Source organism: Halobaculum litoreum (assembly GCF_030127125.1).
GTDB classification, from domain to species: Archaea; Halobacteriota; Halobacteria; order Halobacteriales; family Haloferacaceae; genus Halobaculum; species Halobaculum litoreum.
Genome location: NZ_CP126156.1, coordinates 1,579,285 through 1,600,699, shown reverse-complemented (window position 1 = coordinate 1,600,699; position 21,415 = coordinate 1,579,285). Strand labels below are relative to the sequence as shown.

Here is a 21,415-nt window from a genome sequence, read left to right as displayed (position 1 = left end):
CGAACCCGAGTGCGGGGTTCGGATCGGCGGCGACCGCGCTCAGATCCCCTTCCCCATCAGGTGGCTGCGGAGCACGTCCGGCGTCTTCACGCCGGCGTCGGGGTTGACGACGACGAGCGTGTCGTCGTCGGCCACGGCGTCCGCCTCCGCGAGCCGCCAGGCGCCCGCGAGGGCGACGCCGCCGGCGCCGCCCACCTCGACGACCTCCGTCCGCGCGACCGTGACGGCGCTCTCCAGCGCGTCGTCGTCCTCGACGGTGAGCGCGTCGCCGTCGACCCCGTCCAGCGCCGCGACCGCGAGGTCGCCGCCGGCGGGGTCCTCGATCTCGACCTCGCCGACGATGGTGTCGGGGCCGGTCCACGGCTCCACCGCGTCCGCGCCCGACTCGACCGCGGTCGCGATCGGCGCACAGCCGGCCGCTTGGACCGCGTACACGTCGGGGACCGCCTCGGCGAGGCCCAGCTCCACGAGGTCCCGGAGCCCCCGCACGACGCCCACGACGAGTTCGCCCGTGCTCGCCGGCAGGACGACCGCGTCCGGGAGTCCCGGCTCCCCGTCGCCGAACCGGTCGTCGAGCAGTTCGTACGCCAGCGTCTTCGCGCCGTCGTGGCGGTACGGCGTCGTGAACTCCTGGAGCGAGTGGTACTCCGCGGCGAGCTGGTCGTCGACCGCGGCGGCGGCGTCGCCGTAGCGGCCGCCGACGACGCGCATCTCGCCGCCGTGGACGTTCACCATCGCCTTGTTGGAGAAGGCGGTTCGCGAGGGGACGAAGGCGTACGACCGGAGGTCGGTCCGCCCGGCGTAGGCGGCGGCCGACTGGCCGGCGTTGCCGGCGGCCGCCAGCGCCAGCGGCTCGAGCCCGCGGTCCGCCGCGGCGGTCACCGCGGGACTCATCCCGCGGTCGTGGACCGTCCCCGTCGGGTTGCGCCCCTCGTCTTTGATGTACGCGGCGTCGACGCCGGCTCCTCGGCGAGCCGGTCGGTCCGCACCAGCGGCGTCCCGCCCTCGCCGGCCGTGATCGCCGCGTCGGCCGGGAACGGCAGCAGGTCGCCGAAGCGGTACTGGCCGGGAGCGTCGCGCGCGCCGAACGCCGCCGGGTCGACGGCGTCGAGGTCGTACGCCGGCGACAGCGGCGCGCCGCAGTCGGGGCAGCGGCCGTGTTCGTCGACGCCGAACGACGCCCCGCAGTCGGTACACGCCAGCCCGTCGAACGCGTCCGTCGTCTGCATTCGCCGACCGTTGGGACCGGTCGCGCAAGGATGTGCTGGTTTCGGCGGGTCGATCGCCGCGGTCGCCCGCCCCGCCAGCCCGCCGTCGGCCGGTCGCCGCCGGCCGCGACCGGACACGCCTTAGTGTCGCCCCCTCGAAGCCGTGGTATGTCCGATTCGCCGACCGTCGTCGTCGCCGGCGCGGGGCTCGCGGGGCTCGTCGCCGCGCGCCACCTCGCCGACGCGGGCGCCGACGTCACCGTGTACGAACGCCGCCCGGAGGTAGGCGGCCGCGTCCGCACCCGTCGCGAGGACGGGTTCACGCTCGACCGCGGCTTCCAGGTGCTGTTCACCGGCTACCCGGCCGTGCGTCGCGAACTCGACGTCGACGCGCTCGACCTGCGCGGCTTCCGCCCCGGCGCGGTGATCTGCTCGACCGACGAGGGGACCCGGAGCGTCCTCTCGGACCCGCTGCGGGACCCCCGCTCGCTCGTCGAGTCCGCGTTCAACCGCGAGGTGACGACCGCCGACAAACTCCGGACGCTCGCGCTCCGGCAGGACCTGACCGGCCGCGACGAGTCGTGGTTCTTCTCGGGGCGCGACACGAGCATCCGGGAGTACCTCCGCGAGTGGGGCTTCTCCGAGAAGTACGTCGAGAACTTCGTCGCGCCCTTTTACGGCGGGATCACGCTGGATCGCTCGCTGGCGACGTCGAAACACGTGTTCGCGTACACGTTCCGCGCGCTCTCGAACGGCCGGATCGGCGTGCCCAGCGAGGGCATGGGCGCGATCCCCGAGCAGTTGCGCGCGTCCGCGGAGGCCGCCGGCGCGGCGGTCGTCACCGGCGAGAGGGTCGAGGGCGTCGACCCCGTCGGCGGCGCGAGCGGCGACGTCACCGTCGAGACGACCGACCGCGCCGTCGACGCCGACGCCGCCGTCGTCGCGACCGACCCGAAGACGGCGCGGGAGCTGACCGACGTCGACGCGGTCCCGACGGAGGGCGTCCCCTCGACGACCCAGTACTACCGGCTCCCGGCGACGACGCCCGTCGAGACGGGGAAGAAGATCCTGCTCAACAGCGACGACCCGTCGCCGAACGTCGTCGTCCCGCTCACCGACGTCGCCCCGGAGTACGCCCCCGACGGCGAGCAGTTGCTGTGCGCGACGTTCCTCGGCGACGACGCGCGCTTTCGCGACGCCGACGCCCTCGCGGCCGACACCCGGGAGGCGCTCGGCGCGTGGTACCCGGAGCGCACCTTCGGCGCGCTGGAGGCGATCCACACCGACCGCATCGAGTTCGCGCAGTTCGCCCAGCCGCCGGGGGTCCACGAGTCGCTCCCCGACGCGCGCGACCCCGATGGGACGGTGTACCTCGCGGGCGACTACACGGAGTGGTCGTCGATCCAGGGTGCCATGGAGAGCGGACGGACCGCCGCGCGAGCGGTTCTGGCGGACCTGTAACGGGCTCGCGCGACCGTCGGCGGCGGGCTACTCCTCGCGCAGGAACGCGTCGCGCCCGTGGCGTTCGATCGCGGCGAGCAGGCCCTCCTTCTGTCGCTCCAACTCCGCAGGCGTCTCGGCGTACACGTCCGCGAACATGTCGGCCGGGTCGGCCTCCACCCCCTCCGCCTCGTCGATGACGGCGGCGACGCGGTCGTCGGCCTCCTCGCGGACCGCCTCGATCGCGTCGTCGTCGGCGATCCCCTCGTTGCGGAGGAACCCCTCCAGCCGCGGGATCGGGTCCCACGCGCGCCACGCCTCGCCCGCGTCGTCGTCGCGGTAGGCGCTCGGGTCGTCGGCGGTCGTGTGCGCGCCGAAGCGGTACTCCACCGTCTCGATGAGCGTCGGGCGGTGGTCGCCGTCCGTCTCGCCGCGGGCCTTCCGCGCGGCCTCGTTCACGACGCGGTACACCGCCAGCGGGTCCATCCCGTCGACCCGGACGCCCTCGAAGCCGTACGCCTCGGCCTTCTCGGCGAGCGTGGGGCTGGCGGTCTGCTCCTCGCGGGGGACCGAGATGGCCCACCCGTTGTTGTGACAGACGAACACGCTCGGCGCGTCGAACACGCCGGCGAAGTTGAGCGCCTCGTGGAAGTCGCCCTCGCTCGTGGCGCCGTCGCCGAAGTGGGCGCAGGCGACGCGGTCCTCGTCCCGGTAGTCGAACGCCATCGCCGCCCCGACGGCGTGCGGGAGGTGCGCGCCGATGCCGATGTTGAGCGGGAACACGTCGATGTCGGCGAGGCCGGCAGTGCCCGACTCGTGGCCCATCCAGTAGGCGAGGTAGTCGGCGGGGAACCCGCGGGCGATGACGGCGCCGTGCTCGCGGTACTGGTAGAACACCGGGTCGTCGCGGCGTAAGGCGTGGGTCGCGGCGACGGAACTGGCCTCCTGCCCCTCGATGGCGGCGTAGGTGCCGATCCGCCCCTGTCGCTGGAGGCTGACGGCGCGCTCGTCGAAGCGGCGCGCGGTCACCATGTCGCGGTAGACGGCCAGCAGCGCGTCGTCCGCGAGGTCGGGCACCTCGCCGCGCACCTCGCCGTCGGGGCCCAGCACGCGGTACACGTCGCCCATGGGGTCGGGGACGGCGTCGTCGTCCGGGGTCGCCCCGGCGTCGGCGTCGCTCATACCCGCCCATCAGCCCCCACCGAGGAATCGGTTGCGGCGATCGACGGCGCGTCGTCGCCCGCCGGGCGGCCGACCGGTCGGTCGACCGGCCGTGCCGTGTGGGGGGAGGTTACGGCGTGAGGACCGCTCGCCCCTCGATCTCGCCGTGTTCGAGGCGCTCGGCGACGGTGTTGATCTCGTCGAGGTCGTAGCGACTCGTCCGCAGCTCGACCATGCCGCGGTCGACGAGGGCGACGAGCTCCTGCAACTCGGTGTAGCGGCCCACCAGCGTCCCCTTGTAGCTGAACTCGCCGTCGACGAGCGCCTGTGCGGGCTCGTGGATGTGGCCGCCGTAGCCGACGATGTGGTGGTCGCCGCCGGCGGCGACGATGTCGGGCGCCAGCGCCGTGGTCTCGTCGCGCCCCACGAAGTCGACCACCTGCCGGGCACCGACCTCGTCGGTGAGGTCGGCGATCACGCTCGCCACGTCCTCCGTCGCGGGGTCGACCGTGTGGCGGGCGCCCAACTCCTCGGCCAGGTCGCGGGCGGACTCCTTCACGTCGAGCGCGACGATGTCGGCCGCGCTCATCGCGTCGAGACACTGCAGGCCGATGTGGCCGAGGCCGCCGACGCCGATGACGACCGCGGTGTCGCCCGGGTTCAGCTCCCGGACCGCCTTCTTCGTCGCGTGGTACGCCGTGATCCCCGCGTCGGCGTGGGGGGCGATGTCGGTCGTGTCGACGCCGCCCGGGAGCGGGATGACCGCGCGCTCGTTCGTGTGGAGGAACTCCGCGAAGCCGCCGTCGTGTGTGAGGCCCGGGAAGCGGACGTCCTCGCAGTACATGTCCTCCCCCTGCCGGCACGGGCGGCACGTGCCGCAGGTCATCACCGGGTGGCAGATCACGCTGTCGCCGACCGACACGGTGTTCACTTCCGACCCGACCTCGACGACGGTGCCGGCGTTCTCGTGGCCGAGCGTGAGCGGGAGTTCCTGCGGGACGTACTCCCGCCACATCCCCTCGACGATGTGGTTGTCCGTCTGGCACCAGCCCGCGCCCTCGACCTCGACGATCACGTCGTCGGACGCCTCGACCGTCGGTCGGTCCACCTCGTCGATCGTCAACGCGTGCGCCATGTCGTCGGTGTACTCGTGGAGTCTCGCGGCTCGCATGTGTGTAGTGCTACCACACATTACTGATAAAATTTCCTGTAGTTCCCGCCTCGTGAAATATATCAAATCATCGACTATGGTGTTTATGGTCCGACAGTCGTGCTAGCGCACCACAGATGTACGTGACAGACGAGGGGGAGGAGCTGTTCGTGATCGACTCGCACCTCCACCTGTGGGACGCGAGCGAGGAGAACGTCACCCACGAGGGGGGTGAGCAGTTCATCCAGTGCTTCTACGACTACCACACCGGGTTCACGCCCGAGGAGAAGCAGTGGTCGCTGGAGGAGTACCGGAAGTACGGCGCCGACCGGATGGCCCAGGACCTGTTCGGCAACGCGGCGGTCGACATGGGCATCTTCCAGCCGACGTACCTCAGCGACTTCTACGCGGACGGGTTCAACACCATCGAGGACAACGCCGAGTTGGCCGAGCGCTACCCCGAGCGGTTCGTGCTCAACGGCCGGTTCGACCCGCGCGACGGCGAGGCGGGGATGCGGGAGCTGGAGCGCCAGAAGGAGGAGTACGAGATCCAGGGGGTGAAGCTGTACACCGCCGAGTGGAACGGCGACTCGAAGGGGTGGCGCCTCGACAGCCAGGAGTCGTTCGAGTTCCTCGAGAAGTGCTCCGAACTCGGTATCGAGAACATCCACCCGCACAAGGGGCCGACGATCCGCCCGCTCAACCGCGACGCGTTCGACGTGGCCGACGTCGACGACGCCGCCACCTCGTTCCCGGAGCTGAACTTCGTCGTCGAGCACGTCGGCCTGCCGCGACTCGACGACTTCTGCTGGATCGCCGCCCAGGAGCCGAACGTGTACGGCGGCCTCGCGGTCGCGGCGCCGCTGGCGGTCCACCGCCCGCGCAAGTTCGGCGAGATCATGGGCGAACTCCTGTTCTGGCTCGGCGAGGACCGCCTGCTGTTCGGGTCGGACTACGCGCTGTGGAACCCCGACTGGCTGGTGGAGACGTTCATGGACGCCGAGCTGACCGACGAGCAGAAAGACGAGTACGGCGTCGAGTTCGGGGTCGACACGAAGCGGAAGATCCTCGGCGAGAACGCCGCGGAGCTGTACGATATCGACATCGAGGCCAAGAAGGAGGAGTTCCGCAGCGACCCGCTCACGCAGGAGTTCGGCCTCGCCGACCACTACGCCGGGGGGACCAGCGCGACCCCCGCCGACGACTGATGTCGCCGGACCGGTCCCGCGCCGAGGGGACGGCGGCGGCGACGCCCGCGGCGGTCCGCGAGCGGCTCGACCGCGTCACCGACCCCGAACTCGACACGTCCATCGTCGAACTGGACTACATCGAGGATATCCGCATCACCGCGGACGCCGACGCCGACGGCGACGCGGTGTTCGTCGCGTTCACGCTCCCGACGGCGTGGTGCTCGCCCGCCTTCGCGTGGATGATGGCCGGCGACGCCCGCGACGCGGTGGCGTCGCTCCCGGGGGTCGCGGAGGTGACGGTCGAGCTCCGCGAGCACATGCACGAACGGGAGATCAACCGCGGGATCAACGAGGGGCTCCCGTTCGGCGAGGCGTTCCCGGACGCCGACGGCGACGTGGCGCCGGTGCGCGCGGAGTTGGACCGGAAGGCGCGGATCGCCCGCCAGCACGACGCCACCGGGGCGCTGCTGGACGCGGGGCTCACCCACGACCAGATCGCCGACCTCGCCGTCGAGGCGGTCCGCGTCGACGAGGCGACCGACGGGACGGTGCCCGTGTGGCTGCGCGACGGCGCCGTCGCCGTCGCGGTCGACGCCGAACCGCTCGTCCGGTACCGCGAGAAGGCGGCCGCCACGGGGCTGCTCGACGACGAGCACCCCGAGCTGTTCCGCACGCCGGAGGGCGACCCGTTCGACGGCGAGGCGTTCGAGTTGGTGCGCCGGCGGACCCGTCTCGCCGGCGTCAACATGGGCGGGCAGGGGACGGTGTGTGACGCGCTCAACGACGCGCGCCACGCCGACGACCGGCCGCCGCTGTCGACGTTCTCCGACTGATCCGGGGGCGGCGGGCGGGGCCGCTCAGAACCCGATCAGGCCGTCCGGCCCCGGCGGCGGGCCGCCCGACGACCCGCTCCGGTCGCCGTCGCCCTCCGCTTCCGGTTCGCCGTGGCCCGCCTTCGCCAGCCCGTAGCGCCCGCGTCCGGCGAACTCGCGGGCGCTCCACCCGCACTCGGGGCACTCGCCGTCCGAGTGGTCGAAGTCGACGCCGCAGCCGAGGCACTCGTTGATCGCGGCCATCGGTACCGAGTGACACGCACGGCGGCAAAAGCGTTGCCCGGCTCACAGCATGCGGCGGAACCGGCCCAACGGCGGGAACTCCAAGGGGGCGTCGTCGCCCTCGTCGTCCGCCCCGCCGGCCGCGTCGTCGCCGGCGGCGCCGCGCGCGACGAGGGGGCGGAGCGCGTTCGCGTCGGTGACGAACGGCGACTGGAAGTCGCGGGCCGCCATCCCGTTCACCTCGACGCCGGCGGCGAGGCGGCTGAACGCCGGGAGCATCAACACGTCCGCGCCGCGGTAGGCGCGCTCGGCGTACAGGGCACACGGGTGCCGCTGCCCCTCGACGGCGATGGTCGGGTGGTCGTGGCCGACGACGTACAGGCCGGCGTCCTCGTCGCCCGGCGGCGCCTCGTGGCCGTGCCGGACGACCGCGGGCGCGCCGCGCACCCGGAGGTCGAGGTCGTAGGCGTCGTGGATCGGGCCGTCCCACGCGTCCGCGAGCACGGTGTCGTGGTTGCCGCGGACGAGCACCGGCCGCGCGCCGGCGTCGCGGCAGGCGTCGACGAGGGCGCTCAGCGAGTCGGCGACCGCCAGCGACACGCGGTCGAACCGGTGGAGCACGTCGCCCGCGAACACGACCGCCGCGGGCTCGAAGCGGTCGAGCAGCGCCCCCAGCCGCGCGGCGAGGTCGCTCGCCTCGCCGAGCGGGTACTCGACGGCCGACGCCTCCGCCCGGCCGACGTGGACGTCGGCGACGACGAGCGCGTCGGCGTCGCGGAGGTAGACGGCGCGGTCGCGGAACGCGGCGTTCACGGCGACTGCTACACGCTCGGGGGAGTTATCGCTGTTGTCACCGGCCGCGAGCCGGGCACACCTACTTGTCGCGGGCCGAGGAACCTTTCGCGAATGCACGTCGCGATCATCGGCGCGTACGGGAGCGCGGGCGTCGCCGCCGCCGAACGGCTCGCCGACCACACCGACCCCGCGGACCCGGCGGCGCCGCTGGACCGGCTCACCCTCCTCGACGACGGCGACCCCGGCGGGGGCCTCTGCATCCTCCGGGGCTGTATGCCCTCGAAGGACGTCCTCTCGGCGGCGGGCCACCGCTTCCGCGCGCGCCACGACGACCGCCTGCCCGGCGAGCCCGCCGGGATCGACCTCGACGCCGTCGTCGCCCGCAAGGACGAGCACGTCGCGTCGTTCGCGAGCCACCGGCGCTCGGCCGTCCACGGGCTCGCCGACCGCGACGGCGTCGCGTTCCGCCACGAGCGGGCCCGGTTCGTCGGACCGCGCGACCTCGCGCTGTCGGGCGGCGACCGGCTCGCCCCGGACTACGTCGTCGTCGCCACCGGCTCCGCGCCGCAGGTCCCCGACCTCCCGGGGCTCGACGCCGTCGACCCGCTCGACAGCGCGGCCGTGTTGGACGCCACGACCCTCCCCGAGTCGGGCGTCGTGATGGGGTTCGGCTACGTCGGCGTCGAACTGTCGGCGTACCTCGCGGAGGCCGGCGTCGACCTCACCGTGATCGAACACGACGCCCGGCCGCTGGACGACGCGCCGCCCGCGTTCGGCGACGACCTCCTCGACCTCTACCGGGAGGCGTTCGGGATCGAGGTGCTCACCGAGACTCACGAGCAGTCGGTCGAGGCCACCGCCGACGGCGGCGTCCACCTCCACACCGACCGCGACGACGACCACGCGACCGTCGAGGCGGACCGGCTGTTCCTGTTCACCGGCCGCCGGCCGAACCTCGACGGGCTCGGCCTCGACGCCGCGGGACTCGACCCCGGCGCGGACTGGGTCGACGCGACGATGCGCGCGGTCGACGACGACGCGGGCCGGACGTACGTCGTCGGCGACGCGAACGGGCGGGAGCCGCTGCTCCACGTCGCGAAAGAACAGGGCTTCCTCGCCGCGGACAACGTCCTCGCCGACATCGCCGGCGACGACCTCGCGTCGTACGACCCGATCACACACGAGGTGTTGTTCGCGGGCGCGGCGGAGTACCCGTACGCTCGCGTCGGCCACACCGCCGCCACGGCCCGCGAGGCCGGCCACGACGTGATCGAGGTGGAGCGCGAGGCCAGTCGGGACGGCGTGTTCAGGGTGAAGGGCGCCCCGGAGGGCCGCGCGCGCCTCGTCGTCGACGGCGCCGACGGCACCGTGCTGGGCTACCTCGGCCTCCACGTGCACGCCGACGTGATGGCGAAGACGATGCAGGTGCTCGTCGAGCGCGGCGCCGACGTGCGCGAGGTGCCCGACCGGGCGTACCACCCGACGACGCCGGAGATCCTCGACGGACTGTTCCGGGCCGCGAGCGAGGAGCTGTAGGCGCCCGCCTCACGCGTCGTTCGACGACGACCGACCCCCGTCCGCGGCGGCGCCCGTCCCGCCGGAACTCGGATCCGTGCGTCCCTCCGCGCTCGTGCCCCCGACCAGCGAGTCCGGCGTCACCGCGTCGCGGTCGACCCGTCTGACGACGAAGAACGCGGCGATCAACACCGCGAGCAGCAACGAGAACGCGCCCGCGGCGACGAAGGCGTCGTCGATGGTGGCGTACTCGTCGGGGCGAAACGAGATCACCTTCCGGGAGATGGCGATCAGTCCCGCCGCGATGACGATCCGGACGACCGGCTCGTTCCGGGAGAACGCGACCACCGTCTGGTGGATCTCGACGATGATCAGGAGGACCAGCACCGTGTCGATGATGTCGATCACCTGGTTCGGGTCGGTGAACTGGCCGCTCACGATGAGTTCGTACAGCACCAACAGGAGATCGAGGAACCCGATCGCGAACAGCACCATCAGGAAGTAGGCCGTCCCCACCTCCAGCAGTTTCATCCCCTGCTCGGACGGCTCGACGGCGTCCTCGATCTGCACACCCGTACCTGTGCCCGCGGCGACAAAACGCTACGGGCGGCCCGCAGCGGCTGCCGCGCCGTCCGGCTCGGGCGCGGAGCGACACGCGCTTACCCGACGAGCCGTATCCGTCGGTATGGACGACAGCGACGGCGCGGACGGGGGCGACGCGCCGGTCGACCCGTGGGCCGACGACGCGGACGACGACTGGGTCGCCGACGCGACGGCCGAGGAGCGGTCGGCCGACGGCGCCGCCGCGACCGCACGACCCGACGACGACGGACGGGCCGGGGCCCCGCGATCCGACGAGGACGGGGACGGCGGCGCTCCCGCCGCCGCCGCCGACGACGCGGCCGACGCCGGCCTCGGGGCGCGCCGCTACCGCGTGCTCGACCGCGCCGAGGACGCGCTGGTGTTCGTCGACCTCGACACGCCCGACCCCGGCCCCGGCCCGGCGCCCGACGAGGGGTTCGAGCCGGTGCGCGTCGCGGCCGCGCCCGCCGACGGCACCGACTCCGCCGACCTCGCGGACGCGCTGGACGCCCTCGAACCGGGGTACGTCGTCACGGCGCGGCTCCGGTGGCCGGACCCCGCCGACGGCGCCGACCCGAGCGAGGGAGCCCGCTCGCGCGGGTGGCGTCGCTGACGGTCGAGCGCGAGAGCCGCTACCGCTTCGCCGACGGCGTCGAGCCGATGTTCGAGGCGGCCCGCGAGACGTGGCAGGAGGCGGCCGCCGCCGGCGAGGGAATGGGCTCGCGCGTCACCCGCGACACCGACGGCGAGCCCAACGGCGCGCTGTACGTGTTCGGCGAGGCCGGCGCGCGCGACCTGCTCGGCGAGTTCCGCTCCGGGACGACGCCGCTGGAGCCGCTCGTCGACCGCGTGAACGACGACCTCGCGGACGGGGAGCCCCGCTCGGTGTTCGTGTTGCGTCCCGCGGAGGGGGGCTACGTCGTCGTGTACATCGCGTTCCGGGCGGACGGCGTGCTCGCGCGGACCGTGCGCGACACCTACTTCTGAGGGCGGCGGGGCGACCCGCCGGCCGGGCCTGTAAGGCGCCTACAGCCAGTCGGCTTCGGGGTCGACGAGCCCCGGCGGCTCCTCCCCGCGGAAGACGCCGGCGATGCCCCGGGCGAGGGACGCGTTGAGGTCGCGGTCCGCCTCCGCCGAGTACCAGCCCACGTGGGGCGTCACCACCACGTCCTCGCGGCCGAACAGCGGGTGGTCGGTCGACGGCGGCTCCTCGGCGAGCACGTCGAGGCCGGCGGCGGCGACGTCGCCCGCCTCGAGCGCCGCGAGCAGGTCGTCCTCGTCGACGACCCCCCCGCGGCCGGTGTTGACGACGACCCCGTGGGACGGGAGGCTGGTGAACGCGTCGCCGTCGACCATCCCCTCGGTCTCCTCGGTCAGCGGCGCGTGGACCGAGACGTGGTCGGCGCGGCGCCACAGTTCGTCCCCGTCGACACGCTCGACGTCGTACTCGCGGAACGCCGCGTCGTCGGCGTACGGGTCGGCCGCCACCACGTCGTCGACGAGCGGGGCGATCCGGTCGGCGAACCGGCGGGCGATGGGGCCGAACGAGACGACGCCGACGGTGCAGTCGGCGAGGCGGGCGATCGGGTACGGCGGCGCCCAGTCCCACGTGCCCGCGGCGGCGCGCTCGGCGTACGCCGGGACGCCCCGCGCCAGCGCCGTCAGGAGCGCGACCGCGTGGTCGGCCACCTCGTCGAGGCAGTAGTCGGGGACGTGGACCACCCGAACGCCGTGTTCGGCGGCGGCGGCCACGTCGACGCCGTCGAGGCCGACGGCGCCGCGGGCGACCACCTCGAGGTCGAGGTCCGCGAGGACGGCCGCCGGCACCGACGAGCCGACGTTCACGACGACCGCGTCGGCGTTCGCCGCGTGTCGCCGCAGTCGATCCGGCGTCGACAGGTCCGCGGTCTCGACGCGACAGCCGACGATGTCGGCGATGCGGTCGGGGTCGTACTTCGGGTCGTCGCTGACGACGACGAGTCTGTCGTCGGCGCTCACCGGTGAGCCTCCGTCATGCACGGAACGTCACGGGGCGGCGACATAAGCGGGCGGGCCGATCGACGGACGGGGCGGCTACCGGGACGCGGGCCGGCGGGCGGCCGCGTGGAGCGCCGCGGCCTCGCGGACGTGGGCGGCGAACGCGCCGGGGTCGCCGACGAGCCACCCGCCGTCGCGGACCGCGACGACGCCCTCGTCGTGGTCGGCCGGCAGCGTGCCCAGACCCACGCGGTACGTCGCGTCGAGGTAGAGGTACTCGCGGCCGGCGACCCGCAGGGTCGGGAGTCCGTCCGCCCCGACGGCGTCCGGGTCGACGCCGACGCCGACGTGGCCCGGGAGGAGGACGAGCGCGGGGTCGAGGTCGAACGGCGGAGCCGCCACCACCCCGGCCAACAGCGCCGCGTAGTCCTCGCAGTCGCCGACGTGGTCCACGAGCGTCTCCGCGACGTAGCGGGGGTAGCCGGCCTCGCCGACGCTCTCGGCGTCGGGCTCGTACGGGAGCCGCCGGACGAACCCGACGGCCGCACGCAGCCGTGCCAGGGGGTCGTCGACGCCGCCGGCGGTCAGCGCCGCCCCGAGCGACCCCGCGACCGCCGCCGCGAGGTCGTTGCCGAGGGCGGCCTCGAACGTCCCCACGAGGCTCCGGTCGGCCGCCCGCGCCGCCCGGTACCGCTCGCGGGGCACGTCGACGCGAACCGTCCGCGGCCGGCCCGCGACGCGGCGGCGGTAGCGCAGTCGGTACGTCCTCCCCGCGACGACCCGGCTGAACTCGGCTCCGCGGACGCTCCCGCGGGGCCGACGCGCGCCGGCCTCCGGTCGCTCGCGTTCGGTCCCGCCTGCGGGGCGGCCGACCGCACCCGCCGCGGCCGCGCCGAGGGCCGCCAACACGCTCCGTCGGGAGGGGTCGCGGCTGTCGCCGTTCATCGACGGGCGACGCTACCGGCGACGACGGAAAACCGCTTGCTAAGACCTCGCTATGCCCCTCCCGTGTGATCCGGTGTCGTACGTGACTCGCCGGGGGTGGCCGGCGGCGTTAGCGCTCCGCGCCGAGCTGCTCCAGCAGGCCGCGGCCGTCGCCGTAGATCCACATCTCGGCCACGCGGTCGCCCTCCGTGCGCATCATGGTGAGGCTCCGGGTGTCGATCCGGTTGCCGGTGCCGGGGACGCCCATGAACTCCCCCTCGTGGGTCCCGCTCCAGCGGTAGTGTCCGGCGGCGCGCTCGCCGTCGACGAGCAGCGCCTCCTCCGCCATCGAGAAGTCGGGGAAGGCGGCTCGCATCTCCCGGATCCGTGCCTTGTACGCCTCGGCGCCGTGGAGCTCCTGCCCCGACGCGAGGTGGTGACACACGAAGTCGTCGGTCACCACGTCGTCGAGCAGCCCGGTCGCGCCGGTGGTGTACGCGTCGACGAACGCGCCGCTGATCCGTTCGGCGATCTCCCGCTGTCGCTCCTGTGAACTCGACATGCGCCCTCGGGGGTTGGCTCGCCGACGGGGAATGCGTTGTTTCCGGTTCCTGTCCGGGTTGTCCGCCGCGGGAACTGGGCCCGGAGGGATTCGAACCCTCGACCGCCCGGTGACCCATCCGGCGGCCGGCGCCGACCGGAGTATGAGCCGGGTGCTATACCGAACTAAGCTACGGGCCCTCGCGTCCGGCGTAATCGGGCCGCCGGCAAGTAGTTTCCTCTCCGCGCCGGGTCGCGGCCGCGGGAGCGCCGAGCGCGCGGCTGGAGGCGGTGGGTGCGGCGAGAAGCGCCGAAGCCAGGACTCGAACCTGGGACCACCTCGTTAACAGCGAGGCGCTCTACCAGCTGAGCTACTTCGGCTCGCACCAGCAGGTAGCAGGGTGAATTTGAAAGTGCTTTCGTTTCGTGCCCGCCCGAGCGGGTGGTTCGCACACTCCGCCGTCCGGCGATCGCGGCCGACCGACACGCTCGTTACCCGGCCGCCGGAACGGGCGTGCATGCCCGACCCGGACGCCGCAGCCACCGACGACGCCGGGGACGACCTCGACGCGGTCCTCGACGCGGTCCGCGAACGGGTCACCCCCGACGAGGCCGAACGCGACCGCCTCGCCGCCGCCGCCGCGGCCCTCGCCGACCGCGCACGCGAGGCCGTCGCCGACCTCCCGGCGCCCGCGGACGGCGCCGACGTCCTCACGGTCGGCTCGACCGCCCGCGGCACGTGGCTGGCCGGCGACCGCGACATCGACCTGTTCGTCCGCTTCCCGACCGCCCTGTCCCGCGAAGACCTGGAACGGTACGGCCTCCGCGTCGGCCACGCCGTCCTCCCCGACGGCGAGGAGGAGTACGCCGAGCACCCGTACGTGGTCGGCACCCGCGACGGCTTCGACGTGGACCTGGTCCCGTGTTACGACGTCGACGCCGCCACCGACATCCGGTCGGCCGTCGACCGCACGCCGTTCCACAACGAGTACCTGACCGAGCGCCTCGACGACGACCTCGCCGGCGACGTGCGGGTGCTGAAGGCGTTCCTCAAGGGGATCGGCGTGTACGGGAGCGACCTCCGGACCCGCGGGTTCTCGGGGTACCTCACGGAACTGCTCGTGCTCGAACACGGCGGCGCGCGCGAGACGCTGGCGGCGGTCGCCGACTGGCACCCGCCGGTCCGGTTCGACCCCGCCGACCACGGCACCGCGGAGTTCGACGACCCGCTCGTCGTCGTCGACCCGACCGACCCCGAGCGCAACGTCGCGGCCGTCCTCTCGGGCGACAACCTCGCGCGGCTCCAACACCACGCGCGCGCTCTGCTCGCCGACCCGCGGACGGACCTCTTCTTCCCCGAGTCCCCGCCGCCGCTGGAGGCCGACGCGGTGCGGGCGCACGTCGAGCGCCGGGGGACCGCGCCCGTCGCCGTCGCCGTCGACGCGCCGGACCTCGTCGACGACCAGCTGTACCCGCAGCTCCGGCGCTCGCTCGCCGGCGTCGAACGGGAGCTGTCGGGCCTCGGCTTCGACGTGGTCCGGTCGGCGACGTTCGCGGCCGACCGCGACGCCGACGGGGCGGGCGACGCCCGGCGCGCCGTCCTCCTCGTCGAACTGGCCGCGCGGACGCTCCCGGCGGTCGAGCGCCACGAGGGCCCGCCCGTCCACGTCCGCGAGCACGCCGCGGGGTTCTACGGGAAGTACGCCGACGACCCCGAGGCGTACGGCCCGTTCGTCGCCGACGGCCGCTACGTCGTCGAGCGCGAGCGGCCGCCCGCCGAGCGCGACGCCGTCGCCGTGCTGGCGTCGGACCGGATCTTCGACGCCGCGCTCGGCGCGCGCGTGGAGTCGGCGCTCGAACGGGGGTACGACGTGCTCGCGGGGCCCGAGATCGCCGCCCTCGCCGACGAGTTCGGCGCGGACCTGCGCGAGTACTTCGAGCCCGCGGTCTGACGCGTCCGCGGCCGCGGGACTGCGAGCGAGCGAACACTTTTCGGTCCGAGGGCGGAACGGCCGGGCGGTGAAACGGAGTCTGGAGCCGTCCGGCGCTCGCCTCCGACTGCTCCTCTACGTCTCGCAGGCGGCCGCGCTCGCGGCGGCGGTCGTCGTCGTGGTCGCCGGCGCGGCGGGCCCCGTCGGCCTCCTCCTCGCCGCGCTGTTCGCGGCGACGGCCGTCGCGACGGCGGTCGCGCTACGGCGGGGTCAGGGGGACGACGGCCCGGCCGTCCTCGGGACCGCCGAGGACATCACGTACGACCCCGTCGCCGACCCCGGACAGGCGGCCAAACGACGGTGGGACCGGGCGGTTCGGCGGCTCCCGGGTCGGGACGACGAGCGGGACTGACGGCGCGGCTCACTCCAGGTCGAACCGCTCGCGCAGGTCGGCGACGACGGGTTCGGACTTCGACTCCGGCTCTTTGTCCGGCTCGATGGGCGGGCGCCCGTCGAACGTCTCGTGGACCATCGCCACCCCCTCGGAGAGCGTGTCGAGGCCGTAGCCGCCCTCCAACACGAAGCACAGCCCAGCCCCCGTCTCCTCGGCGAGCGTCCGCATCCGGTCGGTCATGAGCGCGTACCCCTCCGTGGAGACGCGCATCCGCGAGATGGGGTCGTGCCGGTGGGCGTCGAAGCCGGCCGAGACGATCACGAGATCCGCGCCGAAGCGCTCGGTGACCGGCGCGATCAACTCGTCGATGGCCAGCAGGAAGTCGGCGTCGCCCGCGCCCGCGGGCAGCGGGACGTTCAGCGTCGTTCCCTCGGCGCCGTCGGCCCCCGTCTCGCTGACGGCGCCGGTCCCCGGGTACAGCCCCTCCTCGTGGACGGAGCTGTAGAGGACGTCCGAGCGGTCGTAGAAGATGTCCTGCGTACCGTTGCCGTGGTGGACGTCCCAGTCGAAGATCGCGACGCGCTCGGCGTCGGCGTCGGGGTCGTCGATCACCGACTGGGCGGCGACGGCGGCGTTGTTGACGAAGCAGAAGCCCATGGCGTCGTCCTCGACGGCGTGGTGCCCCGGCGGGCGGCCGAGCGCGAACGGGGTGTTCCGGCCCGGCGCGCCCTCGAGCCCCTCCTCGGCGGCCCACTGCGCCTGCCCGGCGGCGGCGCGGGCGGCCGCCCAGGTGTTCGGCGAGGCGACCGTGTCGGGGTCCCAGTTGCCGCCGCCGGACTCGCAGAAGTCGACGACCTCGTCCACGTAGCCCGTGTCGTGGACGGCGTCGATGGCGTCGCGCGACGCCGGGTCGGCCTCGACGTACTCGACGCCGTGCTTCCGCTTGAGGCCCTCCTTGATCGCGCGGAGCCGGTCGGGGTTCTCCGGGTGGCGGTCGCCGGTGTCGTGGTCGAGACACGTGTCGCTGTAGCCGAACCGCATCGCTACCCCTCGAACAGCGCGAAGTACGTCTCGATGTCGTCGGCCTGTACCGTCCGGCGGTCGGCGTGGCGCGCCAACAGCGCGGCCGCCCGGGCGACGTTGTCGGCGTAGTCCTCGAGGACGTCCGCGAGCGCGACGCGAGCGTCCATCGACACCCGGTAGGAGTCGTCGATGTCGAGCCGCGCGATCCGGTCGACGGGCGCGATGGGGAGCGTCAGCGACGAGCGGTCGACCACCTGCTCGACGCCGAAGTCGCCCGGCATCAGCGTCTTGCGGCCGTCGGCGGCCGCCCGTTCGGCCGCGTCCGCGGCCAGCGACGCGCCGTGGCGCTGGACGCGGCCGGCCAACTCCTCGGCCGCGCCGGCGCTCACCCGGAGGTCACCCGCGTTCCGTCGGATGACGTCGTCGACGGGGGCGAACGGCAACTCGACAGTCATACACATACGCCGGACTGACGCGTGTATAACGGTTTCCTTTGTCGTGGTTTCTCGCCACACGGGGAGTCGCCACACGGCGCCGCGGCGCCGCCGAGCCCGACACGTCGCCCGCGCGGGCGCCGGTGCGGCCGCCGCGGTCGGCGCCGGCCGCTCAGAACACGTCGTCGGCGTCGATGGTGCCGTCGGACTCGACGCCCCGCACGGTCACTTCCTCGCCCAGTCGGAGCTTCGCGGACGTGTTCACCGACCGCGTCTGGGTGCCGTCGTCGAGCACGACCGGGTCGCCCGCCTGCACGACCGTCCCGGTGAACTCCACGACGCCGCCCTCGTCGGCGTCGCCGTCGGCGCCGTCGGCCTCGGCGGTCGCGGCCGCGGCCGTGCCGCCGGCGTCGAACGAGTCGAGCCCGCCCTGTCCGGCGTCGCGGTCGGCGGCGTCGCCGGCGGCCGAGGCACCGCCGGCCGCGTCCTCCAGCACGGAGACCGACGAGCGCCACCCCGCGGACGCCTCGAGGTCGTCTTGCCAGCCGTCCTGGATCTCGACGTCGGTGAAGACGACGCGGTCCGCGAGGTCGATGTCGCGGTCGGCCTTGTCGCCCCACAGCGCCACCCGGATCTCGCCGGTGTCGTCCTTGATGCGGACGTTGCGCACCTGCCCCTGCGAGCCGTCGTCGCGGTCGAAGGTGCGCTTCTCGCTGGTCTCGATGACGCCGCCGGCGATGTCGACGACGTCGTCCAGTTCGAGGTCGGCGATGTCGGTCGTCTCCGGCACGTACTCCACGTCCTCGTCGACCTCGTCGATGGCGCCACGGGAGCCGACGTGCAGTTCGAGCGAGCCGTCGCGCTCGCGGACGTAGCCGTCGACGATCTCGACGGACCGGCCGGCCTCGAGCTCCTCGACGCGGTCGGCCATCTCGTCCCACATGGTGACGCGGACGCGGCCGGTCTCGTCGCCGACGGTCATGTTCGACACCTTCCCCTCGGAGCCGTCGTCGCGGTCGAACGTGCGGACGGTGTCGACGTCGAGCACCTTCCCGAGCAGGTCCACGTCGGAGGCGCCCATCGTGAGGTCCTCGACGCGGTACTGCTCGACGGCCTCCACGTTCACCTCGGCGTCGTCGTCGGGCTCGACCTTGTCGACGGCGACCTCCAGCCCGCTGTACCCCTCCTTCGGACGGCCCATGATCCGGAGGACGTCGCCCGGCGAGAGGTGCTCTTTGGCGTCGACGGCGACGTTGTCCCACAGCGAGACGGTGATCCGGCCGGACTCGTCGGCCACCTCGACGTTGAGCACGTGGCCGTCCTCGTCCTCGCCGTCGCGCTCGAACGTGCGTACCTCGCCGACGGTCATCACCTTCGCGAGGAACTTCACCTCGTCCATCCCCGGCTCGATGTCCGCGACGCCGTTGACCTCCTCGTCGCGGAGTTCGTGGGCGATGAGCATGGCGGCGGTCTCCTCGTCGGCCAGCCCGCCCATGTCCTCGACCTTCTGCTCGACGGCGGCCTCGAACTCCTCGAAGGGGACGTCGGCGTCCAGGTCCTCGTAGACGTCCTCGATAGCGCCCATAATCGTGTTCTGTCTCAGGTCTGTCTCGCGCATAAGGGTTCCCGTTCGTCCGGATCCGGCCCCTCGTCGGTCGGTTTCGGCGGCCGGTCCGTGGTCGTCGTCCGGGGCTGGTCGGGTCACACGCCGGCTGGGTCGCCATCCCACTTGAGGCTCCGCCCTCGGCGGGTCGCCTCCGCCGCCGTCCGCACGCCGTCCATCGACTCGTGGACGACGACGACCCGCCCGGGGAGCCCCCCCTCGAACGTCACGGTCGCCTCGTACCCGCGATTCACGATCTGTTGGGTGCAGCTGTCGCCGCCCTCCCGGACGGTGGTCACGCGCACCCGGAGTTCGTCCGCGTCGGCCTCGTACGTCGCGCCGCCCAGCGCCGCCTGCATGCACCCGTTTCGCCCCCGGATCACGCCGGTGCAGGTGACGCTCGAGTCGCCGAACGTCACCGACGCCCGGTCGCCCGCGTCGGCCGCGTCGCCGGTCCGCTCGAACGACCGGTCGACGATCGCCGGCGCGGTTCCGCCGTCGCCGCTCCCGGGCGTGTCGGTGTCCGTGCCGTCGCCGGGCTCGTCGGTCGGGGTCCCGTCCCCGTTCTGTCCCCCCGCCCCGCCGTCCGCGCCCCCGGTACAGCCGGCGAGCACGAACGTCCCCGCGCCAGCGACCGCCGCGACGAACCGCCGTCTGTTCATGTTTCACGCCTCGCCGGCTGAACGCAAAAAGGCGGTGGAGGCACAACCGGGCGTTCGTGTCACGGTGGTCGGTGCCACGGGTCGATCGGATCGGAACCCCTTTACGTGGCGCTGGCTTCCGTCGATATGAGTCCGGGTAGGGTAGTGGACTATCCTCTTGGCTTGCGGAGCCAGGGACCGGAGTTCAAATCTCCGTCCGGACGTTCTCACTCTCTCACGACGGACAGCGGCGTCCGTGGCCACACGTCGATGCACCCCACCACACCACCGGTCGCGACCGACGGCGGCGCCCCCGACGAGGCGACGCGCCGCGCCGCGCTCCGGGCGGGGATCGCCCTCTACACCGCCGGCGAGTTCCACGCGGCCCACGACCCGTGGGAAGGGGTCTGGCTCGACCTCAAGGACGCCGTCCCCGACGCGACCGACGCGTCCGACACGGCCGAGGGCGACGCCGACGATGACGCGCTCGCTCGCGACGAGGCGCTGTTCCACGGACTGATCCAGTTCACGGCCGCACACCACCACGCCCGCACCCGCAACTGGTCGGGCGCCGCCGGCCTCGCGGCCAGCGCTCGGGAGTACCTCGCTCCCCTCCCCGACGGCTACCGCGGCGTCGACGTGGCCGCCGTGCGCGCCGCGCTCGCCCGCCTCGCGGCCGACCCCGAGCGCGTCGAGCGGGCGCCCGCGCCGCCGCTGTCCCACGAGGGCGAGCGGGTCGCGGCGACCGACCTGTCGCTCGACGCGGCCGCGACGGCCGCCGCGGCGCTCGCGGCGGAGTACGCCCTCGACGAGGCCGTCGTCGCGGACGCGGGGCGCTTCGCCCGCGCGGAGGCGGCCGCGGGGCGGTCGCGGTTCGCGGCGCTGCTGTTCGACCTGCTCCGGGTGGACACGCCGCAGGAACGGCGGCTCGTGTACGACCGGCTCGCGGGGCTGGTCGACCGGGAGCGCCGCAAGGAAGAGGACGTGGAGGGGCTGTTCTGAGCGTCGCCGCCGGGCGGGGCTACGCGGAGTCCGGTTCGGCTTCCTCCTTCGGCTCCCCGCCGAAGGTGTACGCCGCGGAGTTGTCCTGCGGGTCGTAGCCGAGCGCCTCGCGGGCCCGCTCGATGGAGTAGTACTTGCGGTCGTTGTCGGAGATGCCGTACACGATCTCGTACTCGTAGTCGGCCGCGAGACACCGGTCGAACAGGTGCGCACAGTCGCGGTGGGAGAGCCACATCGCCTGCCCGCGTTCGTACTCGCGGGGCGGGTGGCCCTTCGTGAGGTTGCCGATGCGGACGCACGCCACCGACAGGTCGTGGTGGTCGTGGTAGTACCGCCCGAGCGTCTCCCCGGTCGCCTTCGAGACGCCGTACAGGTTCGACGGCCGCGGGAGTTCCGAGCCGTTCAGGCGGAACTCGTCGTCCTTGCGGTACATGTCGGGGGTGCGGTCCTCCGTCTCGTAGGCGCCGACGGCGTGGTTCGAGGAGGCGAACACGAACCGGTCGACGCCGGCGTCGACGGCGGCCGCGAGCACCGTCCGCGTGCCGTCGATGTTGTTCGCGAGCACGGAGTCCCACGGCGCGTTCGGCCGCGGGTCGCCCGCGAGGTGGACCACCGCGCCGACGCCGTCGACGGCGCGGCGCACGGCCTCCTCGTCGGTGACGTCCGCGACCACGACGTCCTCGGTCGTGACGCCGGCCGGCAGTCGCTCCGCGGCGAGCGGCTCGCGGTCGAGCAGCCGCCAGTCGTACGCCTCGCCGATGCCGGCGAGGATCGCTCGCCCGACGCGACCGCCCGCGCCCGTGAGCAACACCGGATCGTCCATTCGGTCGGTGTTCCGGCGAGCGAGGGT

22 protein-coding genes, 3 tRNA genes and 1 pseudogene are annotated in these 21,415 nt (G+C 73.5%); 10 read left to right on the top strand and 16 right to left on the bottom strand.

The window, feature by feature from the left end:
- Positions 1-39: 39 nt before the first annotated feature.
- A pseudogene (locus P0R35_RS08680) lies at positions 40-1,229 on the bottom strand (threonine synthase).
- Between the two features lie 147 nt (positions 1,230-1,376).
- Here P0R35_RS08680 and P0R35_RS08675 point away from each other — a divergent pair.
- A complete protein-coding gene (locus P0R35_RS08675; RefSeq protein ID WP_284012112.1) occupies positions 1,377-2,669 on the top strand; it encodes an NAD(P)/FAD-dependent oxidoreductase in 1,293 nt (430 codons plus the stop codon).
- Between the two features lie 27 nt (positions 2,670-2,696).
- Here P0R35_RS08675 and pdhA read toward each other — a convergent pair whose 3' ends face one another.
- Both pdhA and P0R35_RS08665 read right to left on the bottom strand, forming a co-directional pair.
- Positions 2,697-3,830 (bottom strand): pyruvate dehydrogenase (acetyl-transferring) E1 component subunit alpha, encoded by a 1,134-nt coding sequence (gene pdhA / locus P0R35_RS08670; protein WP_284012111.1) that lies wholly within the window; start codon positions 3,828-3,830, stop codon positions 2,697-2,699.
- A 109-nt stretch (positions 3,831-3,939) separates the two neighbouring features.
- Positions 3,940-4,980: an NAD(P)-dependent alcohol dehydrogenase gene (locus tag P0R35_RS08665; RefSeq protein WP_284012110.1), complete on the bottom strand. Its 1,041-nt coding sequence runs from the start codon at positions 4,978-4,980 to the stop codon at positions 3,940-3,942.
- Between the two features lie 116 nt (positions 4,981-5,096).
- On the opposite strand from P0R35_RS08665, the gene P0R35_RS08660 reads away from it, so the two are divergent.
- The gene (locus tag P0R35_RS08660; RefSeq protein WP_284012109.1) at positions 5,097-6,167 is read left to right on the top strand and encodes an amidohydrolase family protein; all 1,071 of its coding nucleotides are present in this window, start codon (positions 5,097-5,099) and stop codon (positions 6,165-6,167) included.
- Positions 6,167-6,982: a metal-sulfur cluster assembly factor gene (locus P0R35_RS08655; RefSeq protein ID WP_284012108.1), complete on the top strand. Its 816-nt coding sequence runs from the start codon at positions 6,167-6,169 to the stop codon at positions 6,980-6,982. The genes P0R35_RS08660 and P0R35_RS08655 overlap by 1 nt, the downstream gene beginning before the upstream one ends.
- A 24-nt stretch (positions 6,983-7,006) precedes the next feature.
- Here P0R35_RS08655 and P0R35_RS08650 read toward each other — a convergent pair whose 3' ends face one another.
- Together P0R35_RS08650 and P0R35_RS08645 are read right to left on the bottom strand one after the other, a co-directional pair.
- Positions 7,007-7,225 (bottom strand): hypothetical protein, encoded by a 219-nt coding sequence (locus tag P0R35_RS08650; RefSeq protein ID WP_284012107.1) that lies wholly within the window; start codon positions 7,223-7,225, stop codon positions 7,007-7,009.
- A gap of 42 nt (positions 7,226-7,267) precedes the next feature.
- A complete protein-coding gene (locus tag P0R35_RS08645; protein WP_284012106.1) occupies positions 7,268-8,017 on the bottom strand; it encodes a metallophosphoesterase in 750 nt (249 codons plus the stop codon).
- 93 nt (positions 8,018-8,110) lie between these two features.
- On the opposite strand from P0R35_RS08645, the gene P0R35_RS08640 reads away from it, so the two are divergent.
- Positions 8,111-9,535 carry a dihydrolipoyl dehydrogenase family protein gene (locus P0R35_RS08640; RefSeq protein WP_284012105.1) on the top strand — a complete coding sequence of 475 codons (1,425 nt, stop codon included), beginning with the start codon at positions 8,111-8,113 and terminating at the stop codon, positions 9,533-9,535.
- A 9-nt stretch (positions 9,536-9,544) separates the two neighbouring features.
- Here the strand turns inward: P0R35_RS08640 and P0R35_RS08635 are convergent, their stop codons facing one another.
- Positions 9,545-10,084, bottom strand: coding sequence for a phosphate-starvation-inducible PsiE family protein (locus P0R35_RS08635; protein ID WP_284012104.1), 540 nt, complete (start codon positions 10,082-10,084; stop codon positions 9,545-9,547).
- Between the two features lie 115 nt (positions 10,085-10,199).
- Here P0R35_RS08635 and P0R35_RS08630 point away from each other — a divergent pair, with 115 nt between their 5' ends.
- Positions 10,200-10,709 (top strand): DUF6663 family protein, encoded by a 510-nt coding sequence (locus P0R35_RS08630; protein ID WP_284012103.1) that lies wholly within the window; start codon positions 10,200-10,202, stop codon positions 10,707-10,709.
- Positions 10,697-11,083, top strand: coding sequence for a DUF6663 family protein (locus P0R35_RS08625; RefSeq protein WP_284012102.1), 387 nt, complete (start codon positions 10,697-10,699; stop codon positions 11,081-11,083). The genes P0R35_RS08630 and P0R35_RS08625 overlap by 13 nt, the downstream gene beginning before the upstream one ends.
- A gap of 39 nt (positions 11,084-11,122) precedes the next feature.
- Here P0R35_RS08625 and P0R35_RS08620 read toward each other — a convergent pair whose 3' ends face one another.
- The 5 genes from P0R35_RS08620 to P0R35_RS08600 all read right to left on the bottom strand — a co-directional run bounded on the left by P0R35_RS08620 (position 11,123) and on the right by P0R35_RS08600 (position 13,918).
- Positions 11,123-12,094 (bottom strand): C-terminal binding protein, encoded by a 972-nt coding sequence (locus tag P0R35_RS08620; RefSeq protein ID WP_284012101.1) that lies wholly within the window; start codon positions 12,092-12,094, stop codon positions 11,123-11,125.
- A 75-nt stretch (positions 12,095-12,169) separates the two neighbouring features.
- Entirely contained in the window at positions 12,170-13,018 is an 849-nt protein-coding gene (locus P0R35_RS08615; RefSeq protein ID WP_284012100.1) for a hypothetical protein, read from the bottom strand.
- Positions 13,019-13,127: 109 nt separating this feature from the next.
- Positions 13,128-13,559, bottom strand: coding sequence for an ester cyclase (locus P0R35_RS08610; RefSeq protein ID WP_284012099.1), 432 nt, complete (start codon positions 13,557-13,559; stop codon positions 13,128-13,130).
- Between the two features lie 75 nt (positions 13,560-13,634).
- A tRNA-Ile gene (locus P0R35_RS08605) sits at positions 13,635-13,738 on the bottom strand.
- Positions 13,739-13,845: 107 nt separating this feature from the next.
- Positions 13,846-13,918: transfer RNA gene (locus P0R35_RS08600), tRNA-Asn, on the bottom strand.
- 137 nt (positions 13,919-14,055) lie between these two features.
- Here P0R35_RS08600 and cca point away from each other — a divergent pair.
- Both cca and P0R35_RS08590 read left to right on the top strand, forming a co-directional pair.
- The gene (gene cca / locus P0R35_RS08595; protein WP_284012098.1) at positions 14,056-15,489 is read left to right on the top strand and encodes a CCA tRNA nucleotidyltransferase; all 1,434 of its coding nucleotides are present in this window, start codon (positions 14,056-14,058) and stop codon (positions 15,487-15,489) included.
- 67 nt (positions 15,490-15,556) lie between these two features.
- A complete protein-coding gene (locus tag P0R35_RS08590) occupies positions 15,557-15,880 on the top strand; it encodes a DUF8000 family membrane protein (protein WP_284012097.1) in 324 nt (107 codons plus the stop codon).
- 9 nt (positions 15,881-15,889) lie between these two features.
- Here the strand turns inward: P0R35_RS08590 and P0R35_RS08585 are convergent, their stop codons facing one another.
- The 4 genes from P0R35_RS08585 to P0R35_RS08570 form a co-directional block, all read right to left on the bottom strand.
- On the bottom strand, positions 15,890-16,903 hold the full coding sequence (locus tag P0R35_RS08585; RefSeq protein ID WP_284012096.1) for a histone deacetylase: 1,014 nt from the start codon (positions 16,901-16,903) through the stop codon (positions 15,890-15,892).
- A 2-nt stretch (positions 16,904-16,905) separates the two neighbouring features.
- Positions 16,906-17,340 carry a histone gene (locus P0R35_RS08580; protein WP_284012095.1) on the bottom strand — a complete coding sequence of 145 codons (435 nt, stop codon included), beginning with the start codon at positions 17,338-17,340 and terminating at the stop codon, positions 16,906-16,908.
- A 151-nt stretch (positions 17,341-17,491) separates the two neighbouring features.
- Positions 17,492-18,904 carry a single-stranded DNA binding protein gene (locus P0R35_RS08575; protein WP_284012094.1) on the bottom strand — a complete coding sequence of 471 codons (1,413 nt, stop codon included), beginning with the start codon at positions 18,902-18,904 and terminating at the stop codon, positions 17,492-17,494.
- A 116-nt stretch (positions 18,905-19,020) separates the two neighbouring features.
- Positions 19,021-19,584 (bottom strand): hypothetical protein, encoded by a 564-nt coding sequence (locus P0R35_RS08570; RefSeq protein WP_284012093.1) that lies wholly within the window; start codon positions 19,582-19,584, stop codon positions 19,021-19,023.
- A gap of 130 nt (positions 19,585-19,714) precedes the next feature.
- Between P0R35_RS08570 and P0R35_RS08565 the strand changes: the two genes are divergently transcribed.
- Positions 19,715-19,787 (top strand) — tRNA-Arg (locus tag P0R35_RS08565).
- Between the two features lie 46 nt (positions 19,788-19,833).
- Positions 19,834-20,565 (top strand): DUF309 domain-containing protein, encoded by a 732-nt coding sequence (locus tag P0R35_RS08560; protein ID WP_284012092.1) that lies wholly within the window; start codon positions 19,834-19,836, stop codon positions 20,563-20,565.
- 19 nt (positions 20,566-20,584) lie between these two features.
- Here P0R35_RS08560 and azf read toward each other — a convergent pair whose 3' ends face one another.
- The gene (gene azf / locus P0R35_RS08555; RefSeq protein ID WP_284012091.1) at positions 20,585-21,388 is read right to left on the bottom strand and encodes an NAD-dependent glucose-6-phosphate dehydrogenase Azf; all 804 of its coding nucleotides are present in this window, start codon (positions 21,386-21,388) and stop codon (positions 20,585-20,587) included.
- Positions 21,389-21,415: the final 27 nt, after the last annotated feature.